A 19,009-nucleotide genomic window follows, 5' to 3' on the forward strand; every position below is an offset into this window, starting at 1 on the left:
CATCCGCTTGCGGGGCGGGGCGGGGGCGGCTAAACGGGGCCAAATCCAGTGGAGAGCCGTCATGGCCATTGACATCGACACCGCCCGCAAGGTTGCAAAGCTGGCCCGTATCCGGGTGGAAGAGGCGGACCTGCCAAAGCTGGCGGACCAGCTGTCCGGCATCCTGGGCTTCATGGAAGAGCTGAACGAGGTCGACGTGGAGGGCGTGGAGCCGATGACCTCGGTCACGCCGATGCGGCTGAAGCGGCGGGCGGATGTGGTGACGGATGGCAATATTCAGGCAGAGGTGCTGAAGAACGCGCCGGATGCGCGCGAGGGATTCTTTGCCGTGCCGAAGGTGGTGGAATGAGCGCGCCAATGACAAGTGCCAACTCCTGGACCATCGCGGCGGCGCGGGATGCGCTGCGCAAGGGCGAGATTTCGGCTGTCGACCTGACCATGTCCTGCCTGACGGCGATCGACGCGGGCGACGGGCTGAATGCCTTCGTGTACAAGACCCCCGAGATCGCGCTGGAGCAGGCGCGGGCGGCGGATGCACGGATCGCCGAGTCCCGGAAATCGGGGGGCGAGGCCCCGGCGATGTGCGGCATTCCCCTGGGGATCAAGGACCTGTTCTGCACCAAGGGCGTGCCGTCGCAGGCGGCGTCGAACATCCTGAAGGGGTTCCGGCCCGAGTACGAATCGACCGTGACCTCGAAACTGTTCGGGGCGGGCGCGGTGATGCTGGGCAAGCTGAACATGGACGAATTCGCCATGGGAAGCTCGAACGAGACCTCGTGCTATGGCAATGCCGTCAGCCCCTGGCGGCGGAAGGGCGCGAACGTGCAGCTGACGCCGGGGGGGTCCTCGGGCGGGTCGGCCGCGGCGGTGGCGGCGGACCTGTGCCTGGCGGCGACGGGAACGGATACCGGGGGGTCGATCCGGCAACCTGCGGCCTTCACCGGGATCGTCGGGATCAAGCCGACCTATGGACGGGTCAGCCGCTGGGGGATCGTGGCCTTTGCGTCGAGCCTGGACCAGGCGGGGCCGATGACCAAGAGCGTGCGCGATGCGGCGATCATGTTGCAGGCGATGGCGGGGCATGACCCGAAGGATTCGACCAGCGCCGATATTCCGGTGCCGGATTTCGAGGCGGCGCTGACCGGGGATATCCGCGGCAAGGTGATCGGGATTCCGAAGGAATACCGGATGGACGGTATGCCGGAGGAGATCGAGGCGCTTTGGGCCAAGGGCGTCGCGATGCTGCGCGATGCCGGGGCGGAGGTGCGCGATATCTCCTTGCCGCATACGAAATATGCGCTGCCGGCCTATTATGTGATCGCGCCGGCGGAGGCGTCGTCGAACCTCGCGCGCTATGACGGGGTGCGCTATGGCCACCGGGCGAAGCTGGCGCAGGGCGACGGGATCACCGAGATGTACGAGAAGACCCGGGCCGAGGGCTTCGGGCCGGAGGTTCAGCGCCGGGTGATGGTCGGGACCTATGTGCTGTCGGCGGGGTTCTACGACGCCTATTACAACCGCGCGCGCAAGGTCCGGGCGCTGATCAAGCGCGACTTCGAGACGGCCTTCGCCGAGGGGGTGGATGCGATCTTGACCCCTGCCACGCCAAGTGCTGCCTTCGGGCTGGGCGAGATGGCGGATGCCGATCCGGTGAAGATGTATCTGAACGACGTCTTCACGGTGACGGTGAACCTGGCGGGCCTGCCGGGCATCTCGGTTCCGGTGGGGCTGGACGCGCAGGGGCTGCCGCTGGGGCTGCAGCTGATCGGGCGGCCCTGGGAGGAAGGCGCGTTGCTGAATTACGCACATGTGTTGGAAAGCCGTGCGGGCTTTGTGGCCAAAGCGGAAAAATGGTGGTAAGGGGCCGCCAAACGACGCTTTCGAGGCAGTGATGAGCCCTACCTTCCTTCCCGCCGCTGGTGCAGCCGTTGCTGCGCTGATGCTGGCAGCCTGCACCCCCTCGACCACCGACAGGGGGGCGGGCGTGGGCTTCCAGGACTACAACAGCTATATCCGCGGGGCCTCGCCGGCCCCGGCGGGCGCGCCGGTGACGGTGGTGCCGCCGGGCGGGGGCTTCGATCCCGCAGCGGCTGCGGCGGCGATCGACCGCTCGCAAGGCGCGGCGCCGGTGGCTGCGGCCCCCGTTGTGGCGCCGACGCCGACGGCGACACCCCTGCCGACCCCGATGCCGACCGACAGCAGCGCCCGCCCGCGCGGCGGGGCCCCGGCCGGGATCAAGGAGGAATCGGGCGAGGTCGCGAGCCACACCGGGATTTCCGACGAGCAGGATTTCAACGCGGTGTCCTCGCGCGAGACCATCGAGAGCGACAAGGAACGCATCGAGCGGAACCGGGCGGAATATGTCGTGGTCCAGCCGAAGGACCTGCCGCAGCGGCCGGGGGATACCGGGCCGAACATTGTGGAATTCGCGCTGGCGACGACCCATGCGCCGGGCGTGCAAATGTACAAGCGCTCGGGGATGAGCATCCGCAGCGCGGATTCGGCCTGCGCCAAATATGCCTCGCCCGACCAGGCGCAGCAGGACTTCCTGGCCAAGGGCGGCCCGGACCGCGACCGGATGGGCATCGACCCGGACGGCGACGGCTTCGCCTGTTCCTGGGACCCGCGCCCGTTCCGCACCGCGCTGCAGTGAGCCTGACGCATCCCTCGCCGAACTTTGGCGAGCGGCGGGGCGGGGCCAGGGTGGACCTGGTCGTGCTGCATTATACCGCCATGCCCTCGTGCGCCGCGGCGCTGGAGCGGCTGTGCGATCCGGTGGCGGAGGTTTCGGCACATTACCTGATCGATGGGGATGGCAGCGTTCTGTCGCTGGTGGATGAGGCTGCGCGGGCCTGGCACGCAGGGGCCGGGGCGTGGCGCGGGGCGGGGGATGTGAACTCGCGCTCCATCGGGATCGAGCTGGCGAATACCGGATGGGAGCCCTTTGCCGAGCCGCAGATGGCGGCGCTGGAGCGGCTCTTGGCCGGGGTGCTGGAGCGGCACGGCCTGGGGCCGGAGACGGTGATCGGACACAGCGACATGGCGCCGGAGCGGAAGGGCGACCCCGGCCCGCGCTTCGACTGGCGGCGGCTGGCGTTGCAGGGGCTTGCGATCTGGCCGGAGGATGCCCTTGCCGCTCCCCCAGCCCAGCCCGCGCCCACGGGGCACGCGGAGGATCATGCAAGGTTCCTGGCCGACCTGCGGGCCTTCGGCTACCCGGAGGCTTCGGCAGAGACGCTGCTGACCGCCTTCCGCCTGCGCTTCCGGCCCTGGGCCAGGGGACCGCTGGACGGGACCGACCTCGCGCTGGCGGAAGGGCTGCGGCGGTTTGGCATTGACGGAAGCCGCGCCGATGCCTAACTGACCCCCGCGCGGAGGGCTGGATGGCCGCGGTCCCGAAAGGGGTCGAGGAAAGTCCGGACTCCCGTTGGCAAGGGTGCCGGGTAACGCCCGGCGGGGGCAACCCCAGGGAAAGCGCCACAGAGAAGAGACTGCCCTGTCGTTTGAGAAGGTTCGCCTTCGGCTTGGCAGGGTAACGGTGAAACGGTGGGGCAAGAGCCCACCGCGGGACTGGCAACAGGACCGGCACGGCAAGCCCCACCCGGAGCAATGCCAAATAGGGGCCTCGCGCGGGGGCCGGTCCGCAAGGATACCGCCCGCAGGGATGCCAACGCCCGAGAGGCCCGGGTTGGCAGCTTGACCGCCGTGGCGACACGGTTGGCAGAGGAATGGTCATCCATGGCCGCAAGGCCAGGACAGAATCCGGCTTACAGGCTCTCCGCGCAAATCGACCCCGGGCTTGCCGTTTGGCGGTTGACTCTGCCGACTGCGTGGCTAAAAGGCGGGCTTCAAGGATTTGACCGGGGGCCGCTGGATTCCCCGATGCAGAGGAAACGACCATGGCAAAGCCCGCCACCATCAAGATCCGCCTGAACTCGACCGCGGGCACCGGCCACTTCTATGTGACCAAGAAGAACGCTCGCACCATGACCGAGAAGATGGTCATCAAGAAATACGATCCCGTGAAGCGGGAGCATGTCGAATACAAGGAAGGCAAGATCAAGTAAGATCGCGCCGGATTGCGACAGGACGGGCCGCGCCTTCGGGGGCGGCCTTTTTGCTTTGGGGGCGGCGATGCGACGGATCATGATCGTGGGCCAGCCGGGATCGGGCAAGTCGACACTGGCCCGCGACCTGGGCCGTCTGACCGGTCTGCCGGTGGTCCACATCGACCATATCCACTGGATGCCCGGATGGGTCGAACGGCCCCGCGACGAGAAGACCCGCCTCTGCCACGAGGTCGAGGCGGGCGAGGCCTGGATCTTCGAGGGCGGACATTCGGCCACCTGGGCAAACCGGCTGGCGCGGGCCGACATGCTGATTTGGCTCGACCTGCCGGTGGGTCTACGATTGTGGCGGGTGCTGCGGCGGACGCTGCGGGGCGGCAACCGCCCTGACATGCCGGAGGGGTGCCCCGAAGGCTTTCATCGCGAGACCCTGCCGTTCTGGCGGTTCATCTGGCGGACACGGCACAGCGCGCGGGCCAGGATAGAGCGACTGGCCGCCGGGGCGCCGCGGGGGATGCCGGTGATCCACATGCGCTCCCAGGCCGAGGTGCGGGCCTTTCTCGAAGGCTGGCCGCAGGGAGGGTCAGAAGGGCAGGAAGCCCTCGGTCAGGCTGGCGACACGGGCGTCGGCCACGGCTGAGCGAGGCAACGCCGCCAGCCCCGGAAAACCGCCCCAACGGAACGACAGCCGCAGGTAGGCGGTGAAGCGGAGGGCAAAATCATCGCCGATGAACATCGGGTCCGGGTCGGGATCGGGCAGGCGCAGCCCATAGGGACTGCCACCGCTGATGTTGGCCTTGTGAAGCGCATCGGGGGCAAGATCGAGCGGGACCTTGTCTCCAGGGCCGATCTCGCCAGCTGCGCGAAGCTCCTTCCATTCCTTGGCGAGGAAGGGCAGGGTCTGGGGTGCGTCGATGCAAAGCGGGTCCAACTCTTCTATCTTGTAACCGCCGAAAAGATCGGGAGCTGGCCCGCGCTTGTAGTCCCAGACGAAGTCCAGGCCGCCGACCACTTCCCAGAAGGCGGAAAGGGCAAGTGGAAGCGGGCCGAACTCCTCGGCCTCTGCTTCACCCGGAAAGGGGCGGGGCGTTGGCGTGCCGACCATGGGTGGCGTGAGTGGATGCCACCCGAGACCGGCCAGCCGGTCTGCCAGAAGGAAAGCATTGTGACGAACGAGCCGCATCACGGCGCGGGCGACCTCACGCTCTTCGTCGGGGTCGTACCTGAGGAACCCACCCCGCGCGAAGCAGACGCTTTCCCAAACCGCGCGCGGTGGCTCAGTTTGCAGACGCTTCAGCAGATTTTCGCGCTGCGGTATCGTCCAGTTCATAGAAACCTCCGCCAGCGGCAACGGTATCGGTGTCGGGATCGGGCGCAACAAAAAAGGCCGGTCCTGCGACCGGCCCTTTCGGATTCTGGTTCTGCGCCTATTCCCGGTTGCCCATGAATTGCAGTAGGAACATGAACAGGTTGATGAAGTCGAGGTAGAGGTTCAGCGCGCCCATGATGGCGGCCTTGCCCAGCCATTCCTGATCCATCGCCGCGGCGTGCTGGATGTAGGTGTTCTTGATGTTCTGCGTGTCGTAGGCCGTCAGTCCCGCGAAGATCAGTACACCGATCACCGAGATCGCGAAGGCCAGCGCCGAAGAGGCGAGGAAGAAGTTCACGATCATCGCGACGATCAGACCGATCAGGCCCATCATCAGGAAGGTGCCCATGCCGGAAAGATCGCGCTTGGTGACGTAGCCATAGAGCGACAGGCCCGCGAAGGCGATGGCGGTGATCAGGAAGGTCTGGGCGATGGAAACGCCGGTGAAGACCTTGAAGATCCAGGCCAGCGACAGGCCCATGACGCCCGCGAAGGCATAGAAGAACACTTGCGCGGCGGCGGCCGACATCCGGTTCAGCATGGCGCTGAAGGCGAAGACCATCGCGAGGGGGGCGAACATCACCACCCAGCCCAGAATATTCGGACGCAGCGTCATCGGGTCGCGGAAGATCGCCAGCAGCGCGTCGGACGTGCCGACCGCCCAGGCGACGCCTGCAGTCACCACCATGGCTACGGACATCAGCCCGTAGACCTTGTTCATATGGGCGCGAAGCCCTTCGTCGATCTGCGTGCGGGCGCCAACGCCTACGCTGCGGATCGTGTCATAATCAGCCATTGAAGCCTCCGATGTTGTCCCTAAGGGCAACGCCGGGGGAACCGGCGCGACCTCATGCGTGAAATATTGGAAATAGGACTCGTGATTTCAAGCACCTTGGTCGATTTGGCGGGCAAAACCGGACCAGTTTCAGCCCTTCCAATGCGCCGGGGCGTCCCAGGGGGCACGTTCGGCTTCGGAAAGCGCCTCGGCGCGGGTAAGGCCGATGTCGCGCAGAAGGCGGTCGTCCAACTTGCGCAGGTCGTGGCGCGACCGGGCAAGGGCGATGGCGGCGAGCAGACGTGCGGGCAGGCGGGACAGGGCTGCGGAGCGCAGGAGGGCGAGCGGGCGGGTGCGGAGATGGGCGGACATGACGGCTCCTTCATCGGTTTCAGTGATAGAGAGATGCGGTTGCATCAGGATGCTTGAACAATGCATCCGGGCCGTGCATTATGGAAACGAATGATTGTGCGATGAATCATCAGGATCTGTGATATGCCCCGCAACCTCGACCTTGCCTCCCTGCGCTCCTTCGTAACCGTCGCGGATGTCGGCGGCGTGACGCGGGCCGCGGGTTACCTGAACCTGACGCAATCGGCGGTCTCGATGCAGATCAAGCGGCTGGAAGAGGCGCTGGGGATGTCGCTGTTCCTGCGGGCGGCGCGGAAGCTGGCGCTTTCGCCCGAGGGGGAGCAGCTTCTGTCCTATGGCCGCCGGATGCTGGCCCTGAACGACGAGGCGCTGTCGGCGCTGTCCAACGCCTGCGAAGGGGAAATCCGGCTGGGCGTGCCGCATGACGTGGTTTATCCGGCGATCCCGGGCATCCTGCGGCGGATGGCGCAGTGCTATCCGCGGGTGCGGATCAATCTGGTGTCGTCCTTCACCGTGCTGATGAAGCAGGAATTCGCGAAGGGCGAGTTCGACGTGATCATCACCACCGAAGAGATGCCCGATCCGGCGGCCGAGGTGCTGTCGTCGCGCGGGCTGGTCTGGGTGGGTGCGCCGGACGGGAATGCCTGGCAGCGCCGACCGCTGCGGCTGGGGTTCAAGGACACATGCATCTTCCGCCCCCATGCCCAGGCGGCGCTTGAGGCTGCGGGGATCGCCTGGGAGATGGCCACGGGCGGCGAAAGCGAGCAGGCGGTAGAGGCGACGGTGGCGGCGGACCTTGCCGTGTCGATGCGAATGGTCGGCAGCATCCCCGAGGGGCTGGTGCCGATCGCGGCGGACAACCAACTGCCGCAGGTGGCGCCGATGAAGCTGGCGCTTTACCGCGCGAACCGCCGCAGCGACGAAGCGCTGGAGATGCTGGTCAGCGAACTGCGCTGCGGCTACGGCGCCTGAACCCGGATCACCACCTTCCCGGTGGCCTTGCGCTCGCGCAGGAGCGCGAGCCCCTCGGGAAAGGCCTCGAAGGGCATGACGTGGCTGACATGCGGGTGGATCAGCCCCTCGGCCCGCCAGCGCAGCAGTTCGGCCATGCTGTCGGCCACCAGGCCCGGCGCATGGGCCTCATATCCGCCATACCAGAAGCCGGACACGGTGAGGTTCTTGACCAGAAGCAGGTTGGCGGAGATCTGCGGCACCTCGCCCGAAGCGAAGCCGATGGCCAGAAGCCGCCCCTCGGGCCTGCAGGCGCGCAGGGCCTGGTCGAAAGCGGGGCCGCCGACCGCGTCATAGACGACATCCACTCCGCCCTCGGCCTTGAGCCGGTCCTTGAGTCCCGGCGTCTCGCTGTCGATCAGCACATCCGCCCCGGCCTGCCGCGCGACCTCCAGCCGCGCCTCGCCCCGGGCTGAGGCGATGACACGGGCCCCCAGACGCTTGCCGATCTCGACCGCCGTCAGGCCGACACCCCCCGCCGCGCCGGTGACGAACAGCGTCTCGCACCGCTTCAGGCGCGCGACATGGGTCAAGGCCAAGTGCGAGGTGCCATAGGCGATGGGGAAACCGGCGGCCTCCTCGAAACCCAACGTGTCGGGCAGGGGTGAAAGACGGTGCGCGGGAAGGGAAATGCGCTCGGCGAGGGCGCCGGCGGGGCAGGTCGCCAGCACCCGCGTACCCGGGGCCGGCCCCTCGACGCCGGGCCCCAGCGCCTCGACCACGCCCGAAAGCTCCATGCCGGGAACGAAGGGTGGCGCCTGCCGGACCTGATACTTGCCTTGAATCGCAAGCATATCCGCGAAGTTGAGCCCGACTGCTTCCACCCGCAAGACGACCTCGCCTTTAACGGGAATTGGGGGCGGAAGACTTGCCAAAGTTGGCTCGCCCCCGAGTTCCATCACTTGCCAGGCGCGCATCCTGAAGCCTTTTCCCTGCTGTTGTTTCTACTACCTACGGTGTATGGTTGTTAACCAGTGTACAGTTTCTTGCAACGCAATGATCCAGTTTTTCGCAAAATGCGATAAAGCCGCTGAGGGAAGTGCAAAATGCAACGCAAAATGCGATACCACCTTAGGGAGAGCGCTGATTCGGCCTCGACTCTTCCGCGGGCAATTCGGGACAACCCCGCCGTGTGTTATACGATTGGATAATTCGACATATCCAAAAGGACAGGTTTTGGCACCCCGGGAAAATAATTTGTTAACACATCCGGGATCGCCGAGTTTGGCACGATACTTGCTTATAGATCACCGAGGGGAACGGACACACCGATCTTGGAGTTTAGTTAGAATGAAGCATCCCGTTGACGCACATGTTGGTAAGCGTATTCGCCACCGCCGCTGGATGGTGGGCATGACCCAGCAGCAGCTTGCCGACAAGGTCGGCATCAAGTTTCAGCAGATCCAGAAATATGAAACCGGTATGAACCGGGTCAGCGCTTCCCGCCTGTGGGATGTGGCCGATGCGCTGGGCGTGTCGATCTCGTTCTTCTTCGAAGGCCTTGGCGAAGGCCAGGCCGCGCCAGCCTATGCGCATGGCGACATGATGTCGGACAAGGAAGCGCTGGAACTGGTCCGCTCCTACTACGCGATCCCCGAGGCGCAGCGCCGCCGGCTCTTCGATCTGGCGCGGGTTCTTTCCGAAGCCGCCTGACTGAAGTCTTGACCTCGTCTCCCTGGGCGTTTAGCGCGCCCGGGGACGGCCCCCTCACGCGGGACCGGCAGGAAGAGGGACAGGATGCGGATTTCCGAAGGTTTGGCGTCAGAGCTGGTGGCTGTGGCGCATGAATTGGCGGATGTGGCGCGGGTCGCCACTCTGTCGCACTTCCGGACGCGGGACCTCGCGGCCGAGACCAAGGAAACCCAGCGCTTCGACCCGGTGACTGCCGCAGACCGCTTATCCGAAGAACGTATGCGCGAAGTCCTCGCCCGGCGCCGTCCAGAAGACGGTATCCTAGGCGAGGAGTTCGGCGTCCGCAGTGGCTCTTCCGGCCTGACCTGGGTGCTTGACCCGATCGACGGTACCCGCGGCTATCTTTCCGGTACGCCCACCTGGGGGGTGCTGATCTCGGTCCGCGATGCGGAAGGGCCGCTCTTCGGCATCATCGACCAGCCTTACATCGGCGAACGCTTCGAGGGCGGTCTGGGCCGTGCGCGCGTCACTGGCCCGATGGGCGAGGCGGCTTTGGCGGTGCGTGGGGCGCGGCCCCTGTCGCAGGCGATCCTGTTCTCCACCTTTCCCGAGGTCGGCACGCCAGAGGAAGGCGCCGCCTTCCGGCGCGTGGCATCGGGGGCGAAGCTCGTCCGCTACGGCACCGATTGCTACGCCTATGCGCTGATCGCGGCAGGCCAGATCGACCTGGTGATCGAGGCGGGCTTGCAGGCCTATGACGTCCAGGCCCCCATCGCGGTGATCGAGGCGGCGGGCGGGATCGTCACCGACTGGCAGGGGCGCCCGGCGTATGAGGGCGGGCGCATCCTGGCTGCAGCAAGCCGGGAGCTGCATGCCGAGGCGCTGGCGCTGCTGAACGCCTGAGGATTTTCGCCCGGAAGGGCTGACTGAGCATGGTCTGGCTTGCCGACACCGGCCTGTGACGGATATGCTTGCACCGTCTGCCGTGTCCTTCTCCCTTCTGACGGCGGGCAGCGGTTTCCCAGAAACCGAAGGGTGTGCGAAAGGTGCACCCATGCCGGACCTGCTGATCCGCAATGCCGATGTTGTCGTGACGATGAATGCGCGCCGGGACGAACTTTCCGGCGCCGACGTCCTTGTGCGGGACGGGGTGATCCGCGCCGTGGGCAGCGGGCTGGTCGCTCCCGGCGCGGAGGTGATCGACGCGGGCGGCTGCGTGGTGACGCCGGGCCTCGTCAACACCCACCACCACCTGTACCAGACCCTGACCCGCGCGGTGCCGGGCGGGCAGGATGCGCTTCTCTTCGGCTGGCTCAAGACGCTGTATCCGATCTGGGCGCGGTTCGGGCCGGAGGAGATGTTCACCTCGGCCCAGGTCGGGCTGGCGGAACTGGCGTTGTCGGGCTGCACGATGACCTCGGACCACCTGTATCTTTACCCCAACGGCGCGCGGCTGGACGATACCATCGCCGCGGCGGAGGAAGTCGGTCTTCGCTTCCACCCGACGAGGGGCGCGATGTCGATCGGGGAAAGCGCGGGCGGCCTGCCGCCGGACAGTCTGGTGGAGCGGGAGGCGGCGATCCTGGAGGACATGATCCGGGTGGTGGACCGGTTTCACGATCCAAGGCCGGGGGCGATGCTGCGGGTGGGGCTGGCGCCATGTTCTCCCTTCTCGGTCAGCCGCGAGCTGATGCGGGATGCGGCGCTGCTGGCGCGGGACAAGCGGGTGATGCTGCACACCCATCTGGCCGAGAATGACGAGGATGTGGCCTATTCGCTGGCGCAGTTCGGCTGCCGTCCTGGCCAGTATGCCGAGGATCTGGGCTGGACTGGCGCGGATGTCTGGCACGCCCATTGCGTGAAGCTCGATGGTTCGGAAATTGATCTTTTCGCCCGCTCCCGCACTGGGGTTGCCCATTGTCCCTGTTCGAATTGTCGCCTTGGCTCCGGCATCGCCCCGGTCCGCGCCATGCGGGACGCTGGGGTGAAGGTGGGCCTCGGGGTGGACGGCTCGGCCTCGAACGACGCGGGCAATCTGGTGGCCGAGGTGCGGATGGCGATGCTCCTCCAGCGCGTGGCGCGGGGCGCGGATGCGATGAGCGCGCGGGAGGTGCTGGAGATCGCCACGCTGGGCGGGGCGCAGGTGCTGGGGCGGGAGGATCTTGGGTCGCTGGAGCCCGGCAAGCGGGCGGATCTGGCGGTCTGGGATATGCGCGGGGTCGAGGCGGCGGGAAGCTGGGACCCGGTCGCGGCGCTGGTCCTGTGCGGGCCGACGCGGGTGCGACACCTGGTCGTCGAGGGGCGGCAGGTGGTGCGGGAGGGACAGATGCAGACGCTGGACCTGCCGCGCGTGCTGGAACGGCAGCGGCAGTTGGCGGCGCGGCTGGCGGGATAGGGGCGGGTTTTCCCGCCCTTTCGCTTTCCTTGTGGGGGAGGCATGGTCGCGGCATCCGAAACCGGGAGAGCCGAATGCGTCCGATTGCCAGCCTTGCCCTTTTTCTCGCCTGCGCCCTTCCCGCCGCGGCAGAGACCGTCCTGTCGGAGGCCAGCGGAAACTGGGCCGGGACCTCGGGCGACGGTTTCACCTTCCTGGCCCGGCTGTCGCAGAACGAGGACATGGCCCGGCTGGTGATCTGGGGCGGCAATCCCGGCAGCCCTGCGGTGGCCGAAGGCGAGCCGCAGTTCGACAATCCGGCGATCGCGCTGGGGGCCTTCGCGACGACACAGGCGCTGGAGGTTGTGGAAACGGCGGACGGCAGCACGCTGCAGATCGTGACGGAATATGCCGACGAAGAGGGAACGGGGCGGATCGTCACCGAACTGCAGTTCCTCGACAACCAATTCACGGTGGTGGGCTACCATCACAAGGGAGAGCTGGCGGGGCAAACCTTCGCCTGCGACGTCGATCTGTGGAACATGACGGCGGTCGAGGATGGCGAGACGCGCGTGCTGGAGCCGGTGGGGTTCGAGGCGCTGAATGCCAGCGACTGGACCTGGGACGCACCCTATGAGCGGGGCTTCTGTCACCGCACCGAGTGAGGTAGAAGGCGGGCAGGAGGCCCGTCATGGACCACAATTTCGAAGCCCAGCGTCGCGAGACTTTCGACACCTTCCGGCAGTCGAAGGGGATCAGCCTGCCGAAGACGGCGGTGGTCGAATACGCGTTCTTCATCGAGGAGATGGATGCGTCCTGGCCGGCGCTGGAGCGGGCCTTGCGGATGGAGGGGTTCCAGACCCGCAGGTTGAAGGACGGGGAGACGCTGGTGGCCTCGATCGGGCCGATTGCGGTGACGGCAGAGGAGGTCTGGAAATATGAGCGGATCTCGACCTCGATCGCCTTGAAGCATGATTTCTACCCCGATGGCTGGGAGCTGGCGGAGTAGCCTGCCCACGCGGGAAAGGGGCTTCGGGTTCAGGGAAATCAATGGGTTAACATGCATCGTTAGGATGGTCTTTACCCTGCTGACCGGTCCCCCACCCCCGGCCCCTCCCCACGGAGGGGGCAGGAAGGCGTCCGGGGCTGGTGCTGCGCGATGCGACCGTCGGCATCAAGGGTCGGGAGCGGGTGTCGAATTGAGCGCCTGCGGCGCGCGGCTTTTGTCTCGGTCCTGCGCATGAAGGACGCGCAGACCCTCGGCCGTGCCTCCGGCGGGGATATTTGGGCAAATGTGAAAGGCTGAAGGGTCAGTCGGGGATGCGTTTGCCGCCGACCCAGACTTCGGCCACGGCGCGGTCGTCGCCCATCATGATGGTGGGGAAAAGCTGCTGCCACAGATCCTCGGCCCGGCGGGTGGCCTGTTCGATGGCGGGGGTGGAGGCAAGGTCGATGACCACGAGGTCGGCCTCCATGCCGGGTGCGATGTTGCCGATCCGGTCCTCGCAGCTCAAGGCGCGGGCCGACCCTTGCGTGGCGAGCCACCAGAGCTGCGCGGGATGCAGCGACTGGCCGCGGAGCTGGGCGACCTCATAGGCGGCGGCCATGGTGTGCAGCATCGAGAAGTTCGAGCCGCCGCCCGTGTCGGTGGCGAGGCCGACGCGCAGCTTGGTCGCGAGGGTCATGTCGAAGAGGCCGGAGCCGATGAAGGTGTTCGAGGTCGGGCAGTGGACGAGGCTGGCCCCGGCCTCGACCAGGCGGGCGCGTTCGCGGTCGGTCAGGTGGATGGCATGGCCATAGACCGCGCCTTCGCGGAGCAAACCTTGCGCCTCATAGGTGTCGAGATAGTCGCGGGACTGCGGGAAGAGGTCCTTCACCCAGGCGATCTCATCCGTCTGTTCTGAGAGATGGGTCTGCATCAGACAGTCGGGATAGTCGCGCCAGAGGGCGCCGAGGGCCTGCAACTGTTCCGGGGTGGAGGTGGGCGAGAAGCGGGGGGTGATGACATAGGAGAGCCGGTCAATCCCGTGCCATTTCTCCAGAAGCCGCTTCGAATCGTCATAGGCGGTCCGGGCGGTGTCGCGCAGGCCCTCGGGGGCGTTACGATCCATGCAGGTCTTGCCGGCGAAAAGCCGCATCCCGCGCGTCTGGGCGGCGGTGAAGATGGCGTCGACGCTGGCCGGGTGGATGGTGGCGTAGGAACAGACGGTGGTGGTGCCGCGGGCGAGGATCAGGTTGAGATAGCGGTTCGCGATCTCTTGCGCATAGGCGGGATCGCTGAAGCGCATCTCTTCCGGGAAGGTGTAGGTGTTCAGCCAGTCGATCAGCCGCTTGCCCCAGGAGGCGATGATGGCGGTCTGCGGATAGTGGACATGGGCGTCGATGAACCCGGCGGAAATCAGCTTCCGCCCATGGTTGTGCAGCCGGGCCCGGGGGTAGCGGGCACGCAAGTCGGCGGCTTCGCCGACGGCAGTGATACGGCCTGCCTCGATGGCGACGGCGCCCTGGCCCAGGATCTGGGCGGCGGAGAGCCCGTCGACGAAGGGATCGCCGGCGTAGCGGAGGACTTGGCCCAGAATGAGATCGGTCATGACATGCCCCTTGAACCGGGTCAGACTAGGCGCTTTCCGGGCAGCGGTAAATTTTCTGTTGCAGATCATGGCTTGAAACTGTTTCGCAAAAGCGCGAAGGCCCGGAAACCGGAAGACCTGGGCGGGTGACAGGCTTTGCCGTCACCGGAAAAGCGGCCTAAGGTCGGCGGAAGAGCAGGGGGTCGCATGACGGAAACGACGGTCAGGACGACGCCGGACGCAATGGATGCGGCAACGCTGGAAGCGACGCTGGATGCGGCGCTGGATGCCGCCCGCGCAGGCGACAGCGCGCGGGTCGAGGCCCTGCTGGAGCCGGTTCACCCCGCCGACGTGGCCGACCTTCTGGAGCAGGTCAGCGATACCGACCGCGAGGCGCTTCTGGCGATGGGCTCGGCGGTCATCGACGGCGAGGTGCTGTCGGAGATCAGCGATTCGATCCGCGAGGAGGTGCTGGACGCGCTGCCCGACGACGTGGTCGCGGATGCGCTGCGCGAGCTGGATTCCGACGACCTCGTCGACATCGTCGAGGACCTGGAGGCCGAGGATCAGGGCCGCCTTCTGGGCGCGATGGACGCGGCCGACCGGGTGGCGGTGGAGCAGGCGCTGGCCTGGCCAGAGCATTCGGCAGGCCGGTTGATGCAGCGCGAGCTGGTGGTGGCACCGGAGCATTGGACGGTAGGGGAAGCCATTGATTTCCTGCGGAAAGCCGAGCATCTGCCGGACCAGTTCTACCATGTGATCCTGGTCGATCCCCGGATGAGTCCGGTGGGTTACGTCACGCTGGGGCGGGTGCTGTCGGCGGCGCGGGGGGTGAAGCTGAAGGTGATTACCGAGGACAGTTTCCGCACCGTGGCGGCGACCGACGAGGAGGCCGATGTCGCCTATATCTTCAACCAGTATCACTTGATTTCCTGCCCGGTGGTCGATGGCTCCGGTCGGCTGGTGGGGGTGATCACCATCGACGACGCGATGACCGTGCTGGACGAGGAGCATGAGGAAGACATGCTGCGCCTGGCCGGGGTGGGCGAGGAGGCGAGCGTCAGTGACGGGCCGGTCGAGACGGTGAAGCAGCGGCTGCCCTGGTTGGTGATCAACCTTTTCACGGCCTCCCTGTCGGCCATGGTGATCAGCCAGTTCCAGAACACGATCGCCACGCTGGTAGCTTTGGCGGCGTTGATGCCGATTGTCGCCTCCACGGGCGGGATCGCGGGGACGCAATCGCTGGCGGTGGCGGTCAGGGCGCTGGCGACGCGCGACCTGACCCGGGCGAATGCGGCGCGGGTGGTGCGGCGGGAGTTGCTGGCCGGACTGATGAACGGGGTCGGGCTGGCGCTGATCCTGGGGGCGGCGGGGGTGCTGATCTTCGGAGACTGGCATCTTGGGGCGGTGCTGGCGCTGGCGATGATGGTGAATCAGGTGGTCGCGGCGCTGGGGGGGGTGCTGGTGCCCCTGACGCTGGAGCGGATGGGTCTGGACCCGGCGCTGGCGAGCGGGACATTCGTGACGACGCTGACGGATGTGATGGGGTTCTTTGCCTTTCTGGGGCTGGCGACGGTGATGCTGACATGACGGATGTGAAAGCGGCGGCACGGGCGGAAGCCTTCGCGCGACGGGCCCAGGCTTTCGCCCTGGGCCAGGGGCAGGCGGCAGAGATCCTCGCGGATTACCTTGCGCCGCATCGGGGCAAGGCGCTGTCGGGCTATATGCCGATGCGATCAGAGATCGACCCGCTGCCGGCGATGGCGGCGCATCAGGGGCCGGTGGGGGTGCCGGTGATCCTGGCCAAGGCTTCTCCGCTGCGGTTCCGGGAATGGTCGCCGGGCTGCCGGCTGGTGGAAGGGGCGTTCCGCGCGCTGATCCCCGAGGAGGGCGCCTGGGTGGAGCCGGAGGTGATGATCGTGCCGATGCTGGCCTTCGACGCGCGGGGATACCGGCTGGGCTATGGCGGCGGGTTCTACGACCGGACGCTGGAGGGGCTGCGAGCCAGGGGCCCGGTGTTGGCGGTGGGATTTGCCTTCGCGGCGCAGGAGGTGGAGGCGGTGCCGGTGGATGAATATGATCAGCGGCTGGATGCGGTGGTGACGGAAAAGGGTGTCACGATCTTCGCGTAACGCCCGAAAATTCCGCTCAGTGTGCGATGTCTTCCTGCCGGACGAACATGTTGCCCCAGGCGCGGTCGATGAGTTCCGGCGTCATCTGGTAGGGGATGTTCTCGAATTCGCAGACGGCGATCATCTGGTCGATCAGGAAGACCGGCTGATAGTTCGCGTAGTTGTTGGCGATGGTCGGGAACTTGACCTTCATCAGGTGCATCAGCGCGGTTTCGTCCAGCGGCATCTTCTTCTTGCGCGCGACCATGGCGAAGATCTTCAGGAAGTTCTCCTGGCTGGGGCCGTCGATCTTGATCTTGAAGAAGATACGGCGCAGGGCGGCGCCGTCGAAGATCTCGTTCGGGTGGAAGTTGGTCGAGAAGATCACCAGCGTGTCGAACGGGACAGTGAATTTCTCGCCCGATTGCAGCGCGAGGATGTCGCGGCTTTCTTCCAGGGGCACGATCCAGCGGTTGACGATCTTCTGCGGCGGTTCGGCCTGGCGACCGAGGTCGTCGATGATGAAGATGCCGCCGGTGGCCTTGAGCTGGAGCGGCGCCTGATAGGTGCGGGCGGTGGGGTTGTATTTCAGGTCGAGCATGTCGAGCGACAGCTCGCCCCCGGTGATCACGCTGGGACGTTCGCAATAGACATAGCGGTTGTCGAAGCGGTTCGAGGTGCGGCGCAGGCTGTTCGGGTCATCGACCGCGGCCTCGGCGGCGGAATGGACGATGGGGTCGTAGACCGAGATGATCTGGCCGGAATATTCGATGGCGCGGGGGACATAGACCTTGTCGCCGAGGGCCGCGCGGATGCCGTGCGAGATCGAGGACTTGCCGTTGCCGGGCGGGCCGTAAAGCAGGATCGAACGGCCGGAGGTGACGGCGGGGCCGAGGTTGTCGATCAGGTCGGGCGGCAGGATCAGGTGACCCATGCCGGACAGCAACTGCTCGCGGTTCAGGCGGATATCGCGGACCGACTGGCGCTTGATCTGAACCTGGTAGTCCGGCAGCGGCACCGGCATCGCGCCGTAGTATTCCGACTGCGACAGCGAATCCAGCGCGCGGGCCTTGCCGGCGTCGGTGAGCTCGTAGCCCATTTCGTTGCCGGCATTCGCATGCATGGTGCCGGTCGCGGTGACGAGCTTCTGCGTGCGGCACAGGTCCATGAGTTCCTGCGTCAGCGGGACGTTGAGGCAGATCGCCTTGGACAGGACCGAGACCTGGTCGATGTTGGTGCGGAACATCGTCTTGAGAAAGATGTCCCGCATCATCACGGTCGACAGCCCGGTTTCGGCAAGCGACCGGGGCGACGGGGGCGATTGCACCCCGGTGGAGGGGGCGGAAACCGAGGCCTCAGCGTTCATTCAGCAAGCTCCGTGGACAATCGCAGCAAAGGGCTTTGATTGAGTCGTAAACGTAACTTGTGTCAGCCCTGTGGCCAGATGGCGGCAAGAAGGTAGAAGATCACGATGGCCGAAAGCGCCATGCCGAAGGGGAAGTAGCGGCGGCGAGTCCAGCTTTCCCAGTCCGGGGTGGCGTTGCGGACGACGGGCAGGCTGCGCAGGATGCGGTGCAGGATGAGCGAGCCGACCATGCAGACGAAGATGATCAGGAGGATTTCGCCGATGTCGCCGCCGACAAAGAACCCCGCGATGGCGGCGGCGAACTTGGCGTCGCCCGCCCCAAAGGTGCCGGTCAGGTAAAGCAGGAACCCGGCCACGAAGACGATGGCCATCAGCGCCAGGCCCCAGAGCCAGCCGGACAGTCCCACCAGGAACCAGCCGAGGATCGGCCAGACCGCCGCCATGGCGATGACCGTATTGTTCGGGATCTTCATCCGCTTGAGGTCGGAGACCGCGGCCCAGATCGCCAGGGGCAGAACCGGGACCAGGAGTATCATTGCATCGGTTGGTTCCAGCATCACGACTTCACATTGGCATCAAGGGCTTCAAGGCTGCGCACCGCGGCTTCGAAATGTTTGGGGTGGGTTTCGATGGCCTGGTTCAGCAGGCCCTTGCCGACGTTGACGTCGCCCTGCTTGATCGCGGCGAGCGCCATGGAATACAGAAGCTCGGCGCGTTCGGTCTGCGTCATCTTGATGACCGGCAGATCGTATTTGCGCTGTGCGGCGCGGGCGAGGACAAGGTTGTTCTTCGCGGTGAAGAGTTGGGGATCGTAGGTCAGCGCCTCGATGAAGAGCTTTTCGGCGCCGGGCGCATCGCCGCGGGTGAGCTTGGAGAAGCCCCAGTTGTTCAGCGTGCTTGCCGGAGTGGTGGTGAGCCCCGCAGCGGTCTCGTAGAAGCTGTCGGCTTTCTTCCAGTTCTTGTCGCTGTCCGCGACCATGGCCTCAAGGCGATAGCGGTCATAGGTTTCGTGCGTCGGCGGAATCTGGTTCAGCTGGGCCTTGGCATCGGCCCACTGGTTCGAGCGGATCAGCGCATCGGCGAGCATCACCCGATCTTCCGGGGTGGATTCGGCATGGGCGGTGACTTGGCGCCAGACCTGGGCGGATTCCGTCGGCTTCTGCGCCCGCGAAAGTGAGCGGGCGAGCCCGCGCATCAGGTCGATCCGGCCCGGATTCTCTTGCAGCGTCTTGGTGAAGTAGGCGACCGCCTCGTTCGGGTCGGCGACCGAGAGCATCACGTCGTTCAGGTTGGATTCGTCGATGACATTGACGTCCTTGAGGGCCCTTTGCACCTGGGCGTCAGAGCTGTTCTGACAGGCCG

At 66.1% G+C, this 19,009-nt stretch carries 22 protein-coding genes and 1 other RNA gene; 15 read left to right on the forward strand and 8 right to left on the reverse strand.

What is annotated here, in order from left to right; genetic code table 11:
* Positions 1-61 precede the first annotated feature (61 nt).
* From gatC to V7Q39_RS10770, 7 genes are all read left to right on the forward strand, one after another.
* Positions 62-349: an Asp-tRNA(Asn)/Glu-tRNA(Gln) amidotransferase subunit GatC gene (gatC, locus tag V7Q39_RS10740; protein ID WP_333816584.1), complete on the forward strand. Its 288-nt coding sequence runs from the start codon at positions 62-64 to the stop codon at positions 347-349.
* An 8-nt stretch (positions 350-357) separates the two neighbouring features.
* Positions 358-1,860, forward strand: a complete 1,503-nt coding sequence (gene gatA / locus V7Q39_RS10745; protein ID WP_333816566.1) for an Asp-tRNA(Asn)/Glu-tRNA(Gln) amidotransferase subunit GatA — start codon at positions 358-360, stop codon at positions 1,858-1,860.
* Positions 1,861-1,891: 31 nt separating this feature from the next.
* Complete coding sequence (locus tag V7Q39_RS10750) at positions 1,892-2,653, forward strand: hypothetical protein (protein ID WP_333816567.1); 762 nt, start codon at positions 1,892-1,894, stop codon at positions 2,651-2,653.
* A gap of 2 nt (positions 2,654-2,655) precedes the next feature.
* The gene (locus tag V7Q39_RS10755) at positions 2,656-3,360 is read left to right on the forward strand and encodes an N-acetylmuramoyl-L-alanine amidase (RefSeq protein WP_443082508.1); all 705 of its coding nucleotides are present in this window, start codon (positions 2,656-2,658) and stop codon (positions 3,358-3,360) included.
* Positions 3,361-3,371: 11 nt separating this feature from the next.
* Positions 3,372-3,786, forward strand: an RNA gene (rnpB, locus tag V7Q39_RS10760) — RNase P RNA component class A.
* Between the two features lie 113 nt (positions 3,787-3,899).
* Positions 3,900-4,067, forward strand: a complete 168-nt coding sequence (gene rpmG / locus V7Q39_RS10765) for a 50S ribosomal protein L33 (RefSeq protein WP_135448918.1) — start codon at positions 3,900-3,902, stop codon at positions 4,065-4,067.
* Positions 4,068-4,134: 67 nt separating this feature from the next.
* Complete coding sequence (locus tag V7Q39_RS10770) at positions 4,135-4,707, forward strand: AAA family ATPase (protein ID WP_333816569.1); 573 nt, start codon at positions 4,135-4,137, stop codon at positions 4,705-4,707.
* Here the strand turns inward: V7Q39_RS10770 and V7Q39_RS10775 are convergent.
* The 3 genes from V7Q39_RS10775 to V7Q39_RS10785 all read right to left on the reverse strand — a co-directional run bounded on the left by V7Q39_RS10775 (position 4,651) and on the right by V7Q39_RS10785 (position 6,583).
* Entirely contained in the window at positions 4,651-5,418 is a 768-nt protein-coding gene (locus tag V7Q39_RS10775; protein ID WP_333816570.1) for a hypothetical protein, read from the reverse strand. The two genes, V7Q39_RS10770 and V7Q39_RS10775, sit on opposite strands and share 57 nt — an antisense overlap.
* Before the next feature lie 76 nt (positions 5,419-5,494).
* Positions 5,495-6,232, reverse strand: coding sequence for a Bax inhibitor-1/YccA family protein (locus V7Q39_RS10780; protein ID WP_333816571.1), 738 nt, complete (start codon positions 6,230-6,232; stop codon positions 5,495-5,497).
* 129 nt (positions 6,233-6,361) lie between these two features.
* On the reverse strand, positions 6,362-6,583 hold the full coding sequence (locus V7Q39_RS10785; protein ID WP_333816572.1) for a DUF1127 domain-containing protein: 222 nt from the start codon (positions 6,581-6,583) through the stop codon (positions 6,362-6,364).
* Positions 6,584-6,706: 123 nt separating this feature from the next.
* Between V7Q39_RS10785 and V7Q39_RS10790 the strand changes: the two genes are divergently transcribed.
* Positions 6,707-7,555, forward strand: coding sequence for a LysR family transcriptional regulator (locus tag V7Q39_RS10790; protein WP_333816573.1), 849 nt, complete (start codon positions 6,707-6,709; stop codon positions 7,553-7,555).
* On the opposite strand, the gene V7Q39_RS10795 is transcribed toward V7Q39_RS10790, so the two are convergent.
* Positions 7,543-8,511, reverse strand: coding sequence for an NADPH:quinone oxidoreductase family protein (locus tag V7Q39_RS10795; RefSeq protein ID WP_333816574.1), 969 nt, complete (start codon positions 8,509-8,511; stop codon positions 7,543-7,545). The two genes, V7Q39_RS10790 and V7Q39_RS10795, sit on opposite strands and share 13 nt — an antisense overlap.
* 373 nt (positions 8,512-8,884) lie before the next feature.
* On the opposite strand from V7Q39_RS10795, the gene V7Q39_RS10800 reads away from it, so the two are divergent.
* The 5 genes from V7Q39_RS10800 to V7Q39_RS10820 all read left to right on the forward strand — a co-directional run bounded on the left by V7Q39_RS10800 (position 8,885) and on the right by V7Q39_RS10820 (position 12,609).
* Positions 8,885-9,247 carry a helix-turn-helix domain-containing protein gene (locus V7Q39_RS10800; RefSeq protein WP_333816575.1) on the forward strand — a complete coding sequence of 121 codons (363 nt, stop codon included), beginning with the start codon at positions 8,885-8,887 and terminating at the stop codon, positions 9,245-9,247.
* A gap of 84 nt (positions 9,248-9,331) precedes the next feature.
* On the forward strand, positions 9,332-10,129 hold the full coding sequence (hisN, locus tag V7Q39_RS10805) for a histidinol-phosphatase (protein ID WP_333816576.1): 798 nt from the start codon (positions 9,332-9,334) through the stop codon (positions 10,127-10,129).
* A gap of 151 nt (positions 10,130-10,280) precedes the next feature.
* The gene (locus tag V7Q39_RS10810) at positions 10,281-11,621 is read left to right on the forward strand and encodes an 8-oxoguanine deaminase (RefSeq protein WP_333816577.1); all 1,341 of its coding nucleotides are present in this window, start codon (positions 10,281-10,283) and stop codon (positions 11,619-11,621) included.
* A gap of 74 nt (positions 11,622-11,695) precedes the next feature.
* Complete coding sequence (locus V7Q39_RS10815; protein WP_333816578.1) at positions 11,696-12,265, forward strand: hypothetical protein; 570 nt, start codon at positions 11,696-11,698, stop codon at positions 12,263-12,265.
* A gap of 26 nt (positions 12,266-12,291) precedes the next feature.
* Positions 12,292-12,609: a hypothetical protein gene (locus tag V7Q39_RS10820; RefSeq protein ID WP_333816579.1), complete on the forward strand. Its 318-nt coding sequence runs from the start codon at positions 12,292-12,294 to the stop codon at positions 12,607-12,609.
* Positions 12,610-12,910: 301 nt separating this feature from the next.
* Here the strand turns inward: V7Q39_RS10820 and guaD are convergent, their stop codons facing one another.
* Entirely contained in the window at positions 12,911-14,191 is a 1,281-nt protein-coding gene (gene guaD, locus V7Q39_RS10825; protein WP_333816580.1) for a guanine deaminase, read from the reverse strand.
* Positions 14,192-14,413: 222 nt separating this feature from the next.
* Here guaD and mgtE point away from each other — a divergent pair, with 222 nt between their 5' ends.
* Together mgtE and V7Q39_RS10835 are read left to right on the forward strand one after the other, a co-directional pair.
* Positions 14,414-15,760 (forward strand): magnesium transporter, encoded by a 1,347-nt coding sequence (mgtE, locus tag V7Q39_RS10830; RefSeq protein WP_333816585.1) that lies wholly within the window; start codon positions 14,414-14,416, stop codon positions 15,758-15,760.
* Positions 15,757-16,302 (forward strand): 5-formyltetrahydrofolate cyclo-ligase, encoded by a 546-nt coding sequence (locus tag V7Q39_RS10835; protein WP_333816581.1) that lies wholly within the window; start codon positions 15,757-15,759, stop codon positions 16,300-16,302. Before mgtE ends, V7Q39_RS10835 begins: the two co-directional genes overlap by 4 nt.
* A gap of 16 nt (positions 16,303-16,318) precedes the next feature.
* Here the strand turns inward: V7Q39_RS10835 and V7Q39_RS10840 are convergent, their stop codons facing one another.
* The 3 genes from V7Q39_RS10840 to V7Q39_RS10850 form a co-directional block, all read right to left on the reverse strand.
* Positions 16,319-17,647, reverse strand: a complete 1,329-nt coding sequence (locus V7Q39_RS10840) for an ATPase (RefSeq protein WP_333816582.1) — start codon at positions 17,645-17,647, stop codon at positions 16,319-16,321.
* A gap of 62 nt (positions 17,648-17,709) precedes the next feature.
* A complete protein-coding gene (locus tag V7Q39_RS10845; protein WP_333816583.1) occupies positions 17,710-18,183 on the reverse strand; it encodes an A24 family peptidase in 474 nt (157 codons plus the stop codon).
* Between the two features lie 20 nt (positions 18,184-18,203).
* Positions 18,204-19,009: tetratricopeptide repeat protein (locus V7Q39_RS10850; protein ID WP_443082507.1), on the reverse strand; the 806-nt coding region annotated here is incomplete at its 5' end.

This window comes from Tabrizicola sp. (assembly GCF_036781545.1).
GTDB lineage: Bacteria > Pseudomonadota > Alphaproteobacteria > Rhodobacterales > Rhodobacteraceae > Tabrizicola.